The organism is Phreatobacter cathodiphilus, from assembly GCF_003008515.1.
GTDB lineage: Bacteria > Pseudomonadota > Alphaproteobacteria > Rhizobiales > Phreatobacteraceae > Phreatobacter > Phreatobacter cathodiphilus.
The window spans coordinates 3,590,209-3,602,903 of the sequence record NZ_CP027668.1; the positions used below are offsets into that span (position 1 = coordinate 3,590,209).

Here is a 12,695-nt window from a genome sequence, read left to right on the forward strand (position 1 = left end):
CCTGGCCGAAGTGAGCGACGAGCGTAGCGAGGCGGTGAGGGGGAGAGCGGCACGCGGAGAAGCCTAAGCCCCCTCGCCCGGCCTTCGGCCCACCCGTCGCCCCCGGCGCGAGCTACCGCGCGAGCGCCTTCTCGACCTCCGGCCGGATCACCGCCGCCAGCACCTGCGCCGTGATCGGTCCCACATGCTTGAACAGGATCGTGCCGTCGCGGCCGACGATGAAGGTCTCCGGCACGCCGTAGACGCCCCAGTCGATCACCGCCCGGCCCGCCGGATCGACGCCGACCAGCGCATAGGGATTGCCGTTGCGGCCGAGGAAGCGCCGCGCATTGTCCGGCTGGTCCTTCTGGTTGATGCCGGCGAGGCGGATGCGGCCGTCCTTCGCCAGTTCCATCAGGAAGGGATGCTCCTCGTGGCAGGGAATGCACCAGGAGGCGAAGACGTTGACCACCGTGACATGCCCCGCGAGATCCGCCCTGCGGAAACCCGGCCGGTCGATGCCGTCGAGCGGCGCGAGGTCGAATTGCGGTGCCGGCCGGCCGATCAGCGCCGAGGGCAGACGCTGCGGATCGCCGCGCAGGCCGACGACGAAGACCACCACCAGCGCCGCGAACAGCGCCAGCGGCAGGAAGGCGAGCCAGGAGCGCCGCTTCGGCACCGGGGCCGCGGTATCGCTCACGAGGAGGCGCTCCCGCCGCGGGCCGAGCGGCGGCTGATGCCGCGGGCCTCGAGCTCGGAGAGCCGGGCCTTCTGGTTGCGGTAATCCACGACGATCCACGCCGCGAGCGCCACCACCGTCACGGCGGTCACCGCATAGGAGGCGAGGATGAACCCGGCATGGGGATCGGATCCGAACATGGTCACTCCCCCGGCACCGGCTGGGCACCCGCCGGCATCTCGCGCTGCGCCGCCATCATCTGCATGGCACGGACGCGGCGGCGCAGGATCTCGTTGCGCATGGCGGCGAGGTGCAGCGTCACGAAGAGCAGGGTGAAGGCGACGGCCGCCACCATCAGCGGCGTCAGGATGGACGGGTGGATGGTCGGGCCGCCGAGGCGGAAGACCGAGGCCGGCTGGTGCAGCGTGTTCCACCAGTCCACGGAGAACTTGATGATCGGCAGGTTGATGGTGCCGACGAGGGTCAGCACCGCCGCCGCCCGGCCGGCGCGGCCCGGATCGTCCACCGAGCGCCACAGCGCCATCAGGCCGAGATACATCAGGAGCAGGACCAGCTCGGAGGTCAGCCGCGCGTCCCAGATCCACCAGGTGCCCCACATCGGCCGGCCCCAGAGCGAGCCGGTGGCGAGGCAAATGAAGGTGAAGGCCGCGCCGATAGGCGCCGCCGCCTTGGCCGAGACGTCGGCGAGCGGATGGCGCCAGACCAGCGTGCCGATGGAGGCCGCCGCCATCACCGCGTAGCAGAACAGCGACAGCCAGGCCGCCGGCACGTGCAGGTACATGATGCGCACCGTGCCGCCCTGCTGGTAGTCGGCCGGGGCGCTCATGGCGAGCCAGAGGGCCGCCGCCATGGCGAGCGCCGTCGCGGCCGCGAGCCAGGGAAGCGCCCGGGCGACCAGCGCGAGGAAACGGGTGGGATTGGCGAGGTCTGTGAGCGCCATGCCGGACTTCTAGAGCCCGGGGACCGGGCTGGCAATGCGGCCGATCAACCGGCCCTCGACAAGCGAACGGCCCGGGCGAGCCCGGGCCGTCGTCGGTCACGCGAGGTGTCGCGCGATCAGAAGCGGTAGTTCACGCCCGTGCGGATCGTGTGGTTCGTCATGCCGATACGCGGCGCACCCGAGAGGTTGGTGTAGGTGGCGCGGCCGAGATCGGTGTAGCGATACTCGAGCAGGGCCGACCAGTTCGGAGTGAACTTGTACTCGCCGCCGGCGCCGAGGGTCCAGCCGGTGAGGGTGCGCGACTGGCTGACCACCGCCGGAGCGAGCTCGCGGGCATTGACCTGGCCGAGGGCGAGACCGCCGGTGGCGTAGATCAGCAGGTTGTCCTGCACCGCATAGCCGAGGCGGGCGCGCAGCGAGCCGTGCCAGTTTTCCGTGGCGCGCACGTCGGTCGGGGCGGCCGAGACGAAGCGGCGCGAGATGCTGCCGTAGGAGATGTCGCCGGCCGCACCGAGCACGAAGCGGTTGATCTGGTAGTCGTAGCCGGCCTGCAGGCCGCCGAAGAAGCCCGAGGCGCCGCCCAGCGAGTAGCCGATGTCGTTGCGGAAGTTGGACGAGAACCCGGCACCCAGATGGGCACCGACATAGAAGCCCGTCCAGACGCCGGCCGGGGCGGCCGGGACGTAGACGGTGTCGGCGACCGGCTGGCGGCGCGGAATGTCCGCCGCGAAGGCGGGGGTGGCGAGCATGGCGGCGGCCGCCGCGGCCCAGACGATCTTCTTCATGGTCTACTCCTGTCCCACGGACGACACCGGCGACCGGCGGCGTCCCTGTTATGATGCGGTGAACAATGCATAACCGCATTCATTCGAATTTTCGCGTCTTCCTTGGTGTCGTCCTTAATGGAGCGTTACCGCCAGAAGGGCTGCAACCGTCAATCGACGGCATAGGCGTTCCATTTCCATCGCTTGGTGTCTGAAATGAGGCGGAAGATCGCAAGTCATAATTGGAAATAGTGTGTTACTTCTCGTCTCGATACATATTAGGCGCTGAAGAACGCGGACACATACTATCGGATTGCTGGAGACCTGTGGCACAACCGTGGCGGCGACAGGACCAAGTTCGGGCGAAGAAGGTGAACCGCCCCGCCGGGTCTGCCGTAGAGCGTGGTGCAGTGCGGCAGCCGGGCGGACGAGACAGTCGATCCCCCGGACGATACTGACAGGCGGTGGCATCGCCTTGCGACACGGGTTGTGGCATTTCGGCACCGTTGCGCCGGCAATGCGCGAAGGCGCCGGGAGAGGGGACCTTCATGGGCGAGACGGGCGTGGCGCTGGTCACCGGCGGGGCGAAGCGGGTCGGACGGTCCATCGTCGAGGCCCTGGCGGGGGCGGGCTATGCGGTCGCCATCCACGCCCACCGGTCGCGCGAGGAGGCCGCCGCCCTGGCCGGGCGCATCACGGACGTCGGCGGGCGCGCCGCCGTCGTCACCGCCGACCTCGCCGAACCCGGCGACGTCGACACCCTCGTCTCCCGCGCCGCCGCGGCGCTCGGCCCCCTCACCCTTCTCGTCAACAACGCCAGCGAATTCGTCGAGGACCGGCTCGGCACGCTGACGCGCGAGGTCTGGAACCGCCAGTTCCGCGTCAACATCCAGACGCCGTCCTTCCTCGCCCAGGACTTCGCGGCCCAGGCGCCCGACGGCTCCGCCATCGTCAACATCGGCGACCAGCGGGTCTTCAAGCCGACGCCGCAGTTCTATTCCTACGCCCTCACCAAGGCGGCGCTGGCCGCCGCCACCGTCGCCATGGCGCAGGCCCTCGCCCCGCGCATCCGCGTCAATGCCGTCGCGCCCGGCCCCTCCGTTCAGGGCGAGCGGCAGGGACCGGAGGACTTCGCCCGCCAGGTCGCCGCCACCCTGACCCAGGGTGGCAGCCCGCCGGACGAAATCGCCCGCGCCGTGCTCTATCTCGCCCGCGCCACCGCGGTGACGGGCGTCACCCTGCCCGTCGACGGCGGCCAGCACCTCGTCTGGCAGACGCCCGACGTCACCGGCCTGCGCGAATAGGCCGCCCGTCTTCCGCTGATGCCAGATGCCGGACGCGGCGATCGCCTATATATCGCCCGTCATGATCCGCTCCGGCCGCACCAACATCGATCCCGACCTGCGCGACCCCGAGGCCGCCGCCGCCGACGAGGCCGATGCTCCCGTCCTCGACCTCGCGGCGGAGGAGGAGGAGGCGCCTGCCGAGGGCACCGTCGCCGCCGGGATGGAGGTGATCAAGGCGGCGGTGAAACACGCGCCCAAGGGGCCCGGCGTCTACCGGATGATCGGCGCCAAGGGCGAGGTGCTCTATGTCGGCAAGGCGAAGTCCATCGCCAAGCGGGTGATCTCCTATGCCCGCCCCACCGGCCTCGTCACCCGCATCGCCCGCATGGTCGCCGCCACGACGGCGATGGAATTCGTCTCGACCAAGACCGAGACCGAAGCGCTGCTGCTCGAGGCCAATCTCATCAAGCAGCTCCGCCCGCGCTTCAACGTGCTGATGCGGGACGACAAGTCCTTCCCCTATATCCTCATCACCGCCGACCACCCGGCGCCGCGCATCGCCAAGCACCGCGGCGCCCGCGTCGCCAAGGGCGACTATTTCGGCCCCTTCGCCTCGGCCTGGGCGGTGGGGCGCACCATCAACGCGCTGGAGCGCGCCTTCCTGGTGCGCTCCTGTTCCGACGCGGTCTTCGAGAGCCGCACGCGGCCCTGCCTGCTCTTCCAGATCAAGCGCTGCGCCGGTCCCTGCACCGGCGAGGTCGCCGCTCCCGACTACGAGGCGCTGGTGAAGGAGGCCAAGCTCTTCCTCTCCGGCCGCAGCCAGGCGGTGAAGCAGCTCCTCGCGCGCCAGATGGAGGAGGCGGCCGAGGCCATGGAGTTCGAGCGCGCCGCCGTCTATCGCGACCGCCTCGCCGCGCTCTCCGCCGTCCAGGCGACGCAGGGCATCAACCCCCGCGGCGTCGAGGAGGCCGACGTCTTCGCGGCCGTGCAGGAGGGGGGCCAGACCTGTATTCAGGTCTTCTTCTTCCGCACCGGCCAGAACTGGGGCAACCGCGCCTATTACCCCAAGGCCGACCGCTCGCTGGAGGCGGGGGAGGTGCTCGCCTCCTTCGTCGCCCAGTTCTACGACGACAAGCCGCCGCCCGGCCTGGTCCTGCTCTCCCACGAGGTGGAGGACCAGCCGGTTCTCGCCGACGCGCTCTCCGCCCTGGCGGGCCGCCGGGTGGAGGTGCAGGTGCCCCGCCGCGGCGAGAAGAAGGACCTCGTCGACCACGCCGCCCAGAACGCCCGCGAGGCGCTGGGCCGCCAGCTCGCCGAGAGCGCCTCGCAGCTCAAGCTCCTCCAGGGCCTCGCCGAGGCCTTCGGCCTGCCGGCCCCGCCCCGCCGCATCGAGGTCTACGACAACTCCCACATCATGGGCTCGAATGCCGTCGGCGGCATGATCGTCGCCGGCCCCGAGGGATTCCGCCGCCGCGACTACCGCACCTTCAACATCAAGTCGGACATCGCCCCCGGTGACGATTTCGGCATGATGCGCGAGGTGCTGGAGCGCCGCTTCAAGCGCCTCCTGAAGGACGCACCCCGCGCCGGCGAGCCCGCCGAAGGGGAGGTTGCTGCCGACACCCCGGCGGAAGAGGCGGAGGCCGACGGCTCCTGGCCCGATCTCGTCATCATCGACGGCGGCCCCGGCCAGCTCGCCGCCGCCCGCGCCATTCTCGACCATCTCGGCATCGCCGACGTGCCGCTCGTCGGCATCGCCAAGGGCCGCGACCGCGAGGCCGGCCGCGAGACCTTCCACATGACCGGCCGCGAACCCTTCCGCCTGGAGCCGCGCGATCCCGTGCTCTACTTCGTCCAGCGCCTGCGCGACGAGGCCCACCGCTTCGCCATCGGCACCCATCGCGGCCGCCGCAAGAAGGACATCCGCTCCGCCGGCCTCGCCGAGATCGGCGGCATCGGTCCCGCTCGCAAGCGCGCCCTGCTCAACCATTTCGGCACGCTGAAGGCCATCGAGCGGGCGAGCCTGGAGGACCTTCAGCGCGCCCCCGGCATCAACGCCGCCACCGCCCAGGCGGTCTACAACTTCTTCCGGCCCCAGGGCTGAGGACGGCTATTCGCCCTCGCCGCGCGCCCGCGATTCGGCGATCAGCCGGTTGGTCGCGCCTTCGATCTCCGCCTCCAGCCTCGCCGCGAAGTCGGCCGGCGGCAGGCCGGGCGGGATGGGATCGAGGAATTCGACCAGCACGGTGCCGGGACGGCGGGTAAAGGACTTGCGGCTCCAGAACATGCCGGAGTTCAGCGCCACCGGCTGGCAGGGCAGGCCGAGCGTCCGGTAGAGATGGGCGACGCCGAACTTGTAGTCCGGCGGCGCGCCCACCGGCCGCCGCGTGCCTTCCGGGAAGATCATCACCTGCCGGCCGATCGCCGCCGCCTTCTTTGCGCCGGCGGTGATGGAGGCCAGCGCCTCGGCCTTGCGCCCCCGGTCCACGGGGATCTGCCGGGCCTTCCAGATCAACCAGCCGAACAGCGGCACATAGGCGAGCTCGCGCTTGTAGATATAGGCCGGCCGCGGGAAGGGCACGAAGAAGGCGAAGGTCTCCCAGGCCGACTGGTGCTTGGCGGCGACGAGGATCGGCCCGTCCGGGATCTTCTCCATGCCGCGCCACTCCACGGTCATGCCGCAGATGACGCGCAGCGCCCAGAGGTTGCCTCGGCCCCAGAGGTCGCCGATGGCGAGGATCGGCCGGTCGTTCGGCCAGAGGAGCGTCGGCACCAGGATGAGGACGAGGAGGGCGGTCCAGAGGTAGAAGAAGACGTTGAAGAGCAGAGAACGCAGATGGAGCATCGGGCGGATCCTTGCCGCCCGGTCCGGCGGTTCAGGTGCGGGCGGTGCGCAGCGGGGGAACCGGCGGATCGGCGGTCGCCCGATCCAGCCGCAGCCCCACCGCCGCCATCAGGTACTTGGCATATTCGAAGCCGAGAATCTTCACGCTCGCCGCGTCTTTCCACCATCGCTGCGGATTCAGCGCTCCCGTCTGCACGGGGAAGGCGACGAGCCTGACGTCCGGCATCAGCCGCTGCAGCTCCAGCATGGTGCGTGGCATGTGGTAGCTCGAGGTCACCACCAGCAGCGACCGGAAGGCATGCAGCCGCGTCCACTTGGCGGTCTCGATGGCATTGCCGCGGGTGTTCAGGGCCCGGTGGTCGAGATCGATGCAGCAGGCCATGAGCGGGGAGGCCGCCGGCACGGCACGGGCGAGCTCGCGCTCCCGCACCATCGGATTGACGCCGCTGATCAGGAGCCGCCGGCCATGGCCGGCGCTGAGCAGCGTCACCGCGTCGCTGACCCGGTAGCTGCCCCCCGTCATCGCCACGATCGCCTCGGTGCGCGGACTGTCGGGATCGTAGGGGCGGGTGGCGGTTTCGGCGAAGGCGATGAAACCGGCGCCGAGGCCGAGGGCGCAGGCGGCAACGACGGCCGGCAGGATGAAGGACGGGCGCAGCACCGCGCGGAGCAGCGAAGGCCGCGGAGAGGCCTTGGTTCCGGGCGCCAGACCGGGCGCGCTGTCGATGCGCATGGGCGTCATGATACCCTAGGATAGCACCGAATGAGGCAATCAGAAGTCGCGTTCGTGGCCGCCTGCCATGGTCTGACGCCTTGTCTCGCGTCGTGCGACCGGATTCGACCCTCCCTTCCTTCGGCCGGATTGACTCCACGCCGGGCCGCACCGAAGCCTTGGCGCCCCGTTCCCTGGAGAGAGCCGACATGAAAGCCGTCCTGTGCAAGGCCTACGGGCCGCCCGAGAGCCTCGTCGTCGAGGACCTCCCCGATCCGGTGGCCGGCCCCGGCGAGGCGGTGGTGCGGGTGACGGCCGTCGGCCTCAACTTCTTCGACAATCTGATCATCCAGAACAAGTATCAGGTGAAGCCCGACCTGCCCTTCTCGCCGGGCTCGGAATTCGCCGGCCGCGTCGAGAGCCTGGGCGAGGGCGTCACCGGCCTGAAGGTCGGCGACCGGGTGCTCGGCAACATCTCCCACGGCGCGGCGCGCACCCACATCGTCGTCAAGGCGGCGGCCCTCGCCCCGATCCCCGATGGCCTGTCGGACGAGCAGGCCGCCGGCATGATCATCACCTACGGCACCACGATCCACGCCCTGAAGGACCGCGCCCAGTTGAAGCCCGGCGAAACCCTCGCGGTTCTCGGCGCCGCCGGCGGCGTCGGCCTCGCGGCGATCGAGCTCGGCAAGGCCATGGGGGCCCGCGTCATCGCCTGCGCCTCCTCCGACGAGAAGCTCGCCTTCTGCCGCGCCCACGGCGCCGACGAGACGCTGAACTACGCCACCCACGACCTCAAGGAGGGCCTGAGGGCGCTGACCGGCGGCAAGGGGCCGGACGTCATCTACGATCCCGTGGGCGACAAGCTGGCCGAACCGGCGCTGCGCGCCATCGCCTGGGAGGGCCGTTTCCTCGTCATCGGCTTCGCCGGCGGCGAGATTCCGAAGATCCCGCTCAACCTCACCCTGCTCAAGGGCTGCGACATCCGCGGCGTCTTCTGGGGGGCCTTCACCCAGAAGGAGCCGGAGAAGAACCGCGAGAACCTCATGCAGGTCGCCCGCTGGACCGCCGAGGGCAAGCTGTCGCTCCACGTCCACGGCACCTTCCCGCTGGAGAAGATCGCCGAGGCGCTCGGCGAGCTGACCAGCCGCAGGGCCCAGGGCAAGGTCATCCTGAAGCCCTGACCGGCCTCCGGCTCCCCGCGGCGAAAGATCGCGGGGAGCTTCGCCCCTCCCCGGGAACCGGTGATGAGCGGCAGCGTCTTACCATGTCGGCGGCTCCCCGGCCGCACCGCCTCTCTCCGACGCCCCGAGGACACCCCGTGGAAGACATCGTCAGGCTCGCCGCAGATCCGACCGCCTGGGCCGCGCTCGCGACCCTCATCGCCATGGAGGTCATCCTCGGGATCGACAACCTCATCTTCATCTCGATCCTGACCAACAAGCTCCCCGAGGGGCAGCGCGAGAAGGCCCGCCGCATCGGCATCGGTCTCGCGCTCATCATGCGCCTGGCGCTCCTCGGCACCATCGCCATCATCGTCTCGCTGACCCAGCCGGTCTTCTCCGTGCTCGGCAAGGCCTTCTCCTGGCGCGACATCATCCTCATCGCCGGCGGCCTGTTCCTCTTGTGGAAGGCGACCAAGGAGATCCATCACAACGTCGACGCCAGCGGCGGGCACGAGGCCGACACCGGCGCGGTGGTCATCGCCAATTTCGGCTCAGCCATCGTGCAGATCATCCTGCTCGACATCGTCTTCTCGGTGGACTCGATCATCACCGCCGTCGGCATGACCGACGAGATCATCATCATGGTCATCGCCGTGGTGGTGGCCGTCACCGTCATGCTGCTCGCCGCCGATCCGCTGGCGAACTTCATCGAGGCCAACCCGACCATCGTCATGCTGGCGCTCGCCTTCCTCATGATGATCGGCATGACGCTGATCGCCGAGGGCTTCGGCGTGAAGGTGCCGAAGGGCTACATCTACGCCGCCATGGCCTTCTCGGCGCTGGTGGAGGGCCTCAACATGCTCTCGCGCCGGGCCGCCGTGCGAAAACGGGCGAAGGTGGAGGGCGAGCCGCGCATCCCCGTGCGCCGCTGATCCCGGCTGCTCAGGAAACCACCATCGAGCGCCGGCCCGCCGCGGCTTCGGGCGCGGCGGTGCAGAGGTCGGCCTCGGCCGCCGCGCGGTCGGCCTCGCTCTCGGCGATGAGGTGGATGTGCACCTCGCCGGCCCGCTTCATCTGGGCGAGGCGCGCAAGGGCCGCGGGCGAAGCCGGCGAGCGGCCGGCCCACAGCGCCACGCGCGTGCCGTCGGGCTCGGCGCGGGCGAGGACGATGACGGCGCCCGGATAGGCGGGCGCGGTCGCAGCGGCATGGACGGTGGCGAGATAGCGCCGTCCCGAGACGCCGCGCCAGGTATGGAAGCGCGCGGCGAGGCCGGAGACCCTCAGCGCGGAGGGCGTGCCGGCGTCGAAAGCATGGATCGTTCGGCCTTTGTTCATTGGAACATTATGAGAACAAACCAGCGTTACGGTCAATGCCGCCGGGGTTCGTCGCAGGGAGCTTGCTGACAGCGTTGTGGCAGGAGGGAGCGGGTTCCGACGCCGGTCGGAATCGCTCGCCCTGCATGAAGCCAGTGCGTCCTTCGAGGCTCGCCCTCCGGCTCGCACCTCAGGATGAGGAGGGTGGTGAACCGCACGTCGGTGGAAGGGCACGGGGCTCTCGCGTCATTCGGCCCCGGTGCCACTCACGACCCTCCTCATCCTGAGGTGCGAGCGGCGGCGATGCGTCAGCATCGTCCGGCGGCGAGCCTCGAAGGACGCACTGGCGTCATGCAGAGCACCCGGTCTGCCAGCGGCCGAGCCTCGAAGGACGCGCGTGGGGCGTGCAGGTCTCCGGTGCCCGTCAGTGCCCCGCGGCCAGCGTGCCGCGCTGGCGCGTGTCCGCCGCCCCGGCCCAGCCGCCCGGCACCGCCACGATGGCGTTGACGTTGCCGAAGGCGCCGCGCGGCGCGATCCGGTGGCCGCGCCCCTCCAGCAGCCGGACCGTATCCGGCGACAGCCCGCCCTCCATGTCGATCGCATCCGGCAGCCACTGGTGGTGGATGCGCGGCGCCGCCACCGCCTCGGCGATGTTCATGCCGTGGTCGACCACGTTGAGGATGGTCTGCAGCGTGATGGTGATGATGCGGCTGCCCCCCGGCGAGCCCGTCACCATCGCCACCTTGCCGTCGCGGAACAGGATGGTCGGCGTCATCGAGGAGAGCGGCCGCTTGCCCGGCCCGGGGAGATTGGCGGCGCCCTGCACCAGACCGAAGGCGTTCACCGCCCCGGCCTTGGCGGCGAAGTCGTCCATCTCATTGTTGAGGAGGATGCCGGTGCCCTCGGCGACGAGGCCGAGGCCATAGGAGAAGTTGAGCGTATAGGTGTTGGAGACGGCGTTGCCGAACCGGTCGACCACCGAGAAATGCGTCGTCTGCTCGCCTTCGTGCGGCGCCGGGTCGCCGGCGCGGATCTCGGCGGAGGGGCGCGCCCGCTCCGGGTCGATCCGCAGCCGAAGCTTCTGCGCATAGGCCTTGGCGATGAGTCCGCGCACCGGCACCGCGACGCTGTCGGGATCGCCGAGATGCTGCGCCCGGTCGGCATAGGCGAGTTTCATCGCCTCCACCATGAGATGGATCGTCTCGGCGCTGTTGTGGCCGCGCCGCCCGAGCTCCATCGGCTCGAGCAGGTTCAGCATCTGCACCAGATGCACCCCGCCCGAGGAGGGCGGCGGCATGGAGGCCACGCCATAGCCCTTGTAGGTCCCGCGCACCGCCTCGCGGATCACCGGCCGGTAGGCCCGGAAATCCTCCAGGGTCATGATGCCGCCGTGGGCGGCGAGCGCCGCGACGATGCGCGCCGCCGTCGCGCCCTCGTAGAAGCCGGCCGGGCCCTGCTGGGCGATGGCCTCCAGCGAGCGGGCGAGATCCTCCTGCACCAGCCGGTCGCCGCGGCCGGGGGCGCTGCCGTCGGCCTTGAGGAAGATGCGGCGCGACGAGGGAAAGCGCCCGAGCCGCGCCGCCGCGCGAGGCAGCGAATCCGCCAGGTCCTCGTCGACCGGAATGCCGTCCCGGGCGAGGCGGATGGCCGGCGCGATCAGTTCGGCGAGGCCGAGCCTGCCCGACCCCCAGCGGCGATGGGCCTCCGCCAATCCCGCCACGGTTCCCGGCACCCCGGCGGCGAGGCCGGAATCGCGGGACTTGCGCGGGTCCGGCTCGCCGTCGGCCCCCAGGAACATGGTCGGCGTCGCCGCCGCCGGTGCCGTCTCGCGGTAGTCGATGGCCACCGTCTCGCCCCGCTCGGCGAGATGCACCAGCATGAAGCCGCCGCCGCCGAGATTGCCGGCCCGCGGCAGGGTCACCGCCAGCGCGAAGCCCACCGCCACCGCCGCGTCCACCGCATTGCCGCCGCGCTCCAGGATCTCGACGCCGACGCGGGTCGCCCGCGCCTCCTGGCTCGCCACCATGCCGTTCGCCGCCAGCGCCGGATGCACCCGCGCCGCCTCGGCGATGATCGGCCAAGCGGCCGGTGCAGCGGGCGGCGTCTGCGCCTGCCCGGCGGCGGGCGCCAGCGCCAGGAGCGCGGCGGCGACGAGGCGCCTCCCGTAAGCCATGTCCATCATCCCAATGATCCATCCCCTGAAAGGCGCACTGCCGTCCCGCGTCGGCGGCCCTTGGCAAGCGCCCGCCGTCCGCCATGATGAAACCGGTTGCGGATCTGAGTCGGTCACATCCGCGCGACCCCATAAGAACAACCGACGCGAGACCCGTCCATGGCCGCCCCCGATCGCCTGCCGCCCATCCCGCCCGCCGACTACACGCCCGAGCAGGAAGAGGCCGCCGCCGATTTCCGCCGTCGCCGTGGTGTCGAGCCCTTCGGCCCCTATGCGCCGCTGATGCGCTCGCCGAAGGTGATGATCGACGTGGAGGCGCTCGGCCGCCGCCTGCGCTACGGCTCCTGCCTCTCCGAGAACCTGAAGGAGCTCGCCATCTGCCAGGTGGCGCGCTCCTGGTCCCAGCAGTTCGAATGGTCGGTCCACGCCATGGAGGCGGAGAAGGCCGGCGTGTCGAAGGAGATCCTCGCCGCCGTCGCCGAGGGCCGCCGGCCCGACGGGATGAGCGCCGACGAGGCGCTGATCTACGACGCCGTGGCCGAGTTGCTGGCGACGAAGCGCTGGTCCGACACCACCTATAACCGCATCGTCGCCCGTCACGGCGAGCAGGGCGCGGTGGAGATCCCGACCCTGGTCGGCATCTATTCGCTCCTCGCCATGGTCCTCAACGTCGCCCGCACCCCGGCCGACGGCGCCGAGGGTCTCTCCCGCTGGCCGGAGTGATACCTCTCCCGATTGTGATTTCCGCATCGCGTGCAGCCCCCGCAAACAACCGCGACGCCTGAGTCCCTCCGGCGCGGAATACGTCGAAGGCCC

The 12,695-nt window shown here is 70.5% G+C and carries 13 protein-coding genes; 5 read left to right on the plus strand and 8 right to left on the minus strand.

All coding sequences use genetic code 11. The annotated features are described in order from the left end of the window. Nucleotides 1-112: 112 nt before the first annotated feature. The 4 genes from C6569_RS17195 to C6569_RS17210 all read right to left on the minus strand — a co-directional run bounded on the left by C6569_RS17195 (nt 113) and on the right by C6569_RS17210 (nt 2,404). The gene (locus C6569_RS17195; protein ID WP_106750026.1) at nt 113-679 is read right to left on the minus strand and encodes a DsbE family thiol:disulfide interchange protein; all 567 of its coding nucleotides are present in this window, start codon (nt 677-679) and stop codon (nt 113-115) included. Continuing rightward, nucleotides 676-858 (minus strand): heme exporter protein CcmD, encoded by a 183-nt coding sequence (gene ccmD, locus C6569_RS17200; protein ID WP_106750027.1) that lies wholly within the window; start codon nt 856-858, stop codon nt 676-678. The genes C6569_RS17195 and ccmD overlap by 4 nt, the downstream gene beginning before the upstream one ends. 2 nt (nt 859-860) lie before the next feature. Further along, nucleotides 861-1,619 carry a heme ABC transporter permease gene (locus C6569_RS17205; RefSeq protein ID WP_106750028.1) on the minus strand — a complete coding sequence of 253 codons (759 nt, stop codon included), beginning with the start codon at nt 1,617-1,619 and terminating at the stop codon, nt 861-863. Nucleotides 1,620-1,735: 116 nt separating this feature from the next. Beyond that, the gene (locus C6569_RS17210) at nt 1,736-2,404 is read right to left on the minus strand and encodes an outer membrane protein (RefSeq protein ID WP_106750029.1); all 669 of its coding nucleotides are present in this window, start codon (nt 2,402-2,404) and stop codon (nt 1,736-1,738) included. Between the two features lie 527 nt (nt 2,405-2,931). Here C6569_RS17210 and C6569_RS17215 point away from each other — a divergent pair. Beyond that, a complete protein-coding gene (locus C6569_RS17215; RefSeq protein ID WP_106750030.1) occupies nt 2,932-3,687 on the plus strand; it encodes an SDR family oxidoreductase in 756 nt (251 codons plus the stop codon). Between the two features lie 25 nt (nt 3,688-3,712). Then, nucleotides 3,713-5,773, plus strand: a complete 2,061-nt coding sequence (gene uvrC, locus C6569_RS17220) for an excinuclease ABC subunit UvrC (protein ID WP_425440682.1) — start codon at nt 3,713-3,715, stop codon at nt 5,771-5,773. A 6-nt stretch (nt 5,774-5,779) separates the two neighbouring features. Here the strand turns inward: uvrC and C6569_RS17225 are convergent, their stop codons facing one another. Together C6569_RS17225 and C6569_RS17230 are read right to left on the minus strand one after the other, a co-directional pair. Further along, nucleotides 5,780-6,514: a lysophospholipid acyltransferase family protein gene (locus C6569_RS17225; protein WP_106750031.1), complete on the minus strand. Its 735-nt coding sequence runs from the start codon at nt 6,512-6,514 to the stop codon at nt 5,780-5,782. A gap of 31 nt (nt 6,515-6,545) precedes the next feature. Beyond that, nucleotides 6,546-7,247, minus strand: a complete 702-nt coding sequence (locus C6569_RS17230) for a YdcF family protein (protein WP_181313799.1) — start codon at nt 7,245-7,247, stop codon at nt 6,546-6,548. Between the two features lie 188 nt (nt 7,248-7,435). On the opposite strand from C6569_RS17230, the gene C6569_RS17235 reads away from it, so the two are divergent. Together C6569_RS17235 and C6569_RS17240 are read left to right on the plus strand one after the other, a co-directional pair. Beyond that, nucleotides 7,436-8,410, plus strand: a complete 975-nt coding sequence (locus tag C6569_RS17235; RefSeq protein ID WP_106750033.1) for an NADPH:quinone oxidoreductase family protein — start codon at nt 7,436-7,438, stop codon at nt 8,408-8,410. A gap of 137 nt (nt 8,411-8,547) precedes the next feature. After that, entirely contained in the window at nt 8,548-9,324 is a 777-nt protein-coding gene (locus C6569_RS17240; RefSeq protein WP_106750034.1) for a TerC family protein, read from the plus strand. A gap of 10 nt (nt 9,325-9,334) precedes the next feature. On the opposite strand, the gene C6569_RS17245 is transcribed toward C6569_RS17240, so the two are convergent. Both C6569_RS17245 and ggt read right to left on the minus strand, forming a co-directional pair. Then, on the minus strand, nt 9,335-9,727 hold the full coding sequence (locus C6569_RS17245) for a hypothetical protein (protein WP_106750035.1): 393 nt from the start codon (nt 9,725-9,727) through the stop codon (nt 9,335-9,337). Between the two features lie 403 nt (nt 9,728-10,130). Next, a complete protein-coding gene (ggt, locus tag C6569_RS17250; RefSeq protein WP_245898137.1) occupies nt 10,131-11,879 on the minus strand; it encodes a gamma-glutamyltransferase in 1,749 nt (582 codons plus the stop codon). Between the two features lie 159 nt (nt 11,880-12,038). On the opposite strand from ggt, the gene C6569_RS17255 reads away from it, so the two are divergent. After that, a complete protein-coding gene (locus C6569_RS17255; protein ID WP_106750037.1) occupies nt 12,039-12,602 on the plus strand; it encodes a carboxymuconolactone decarboxylase family protein in 564 nt (187 codons plus the stop codon). Nucleotides 12,603-12,695: the final 93 nt, after the last annotated feature.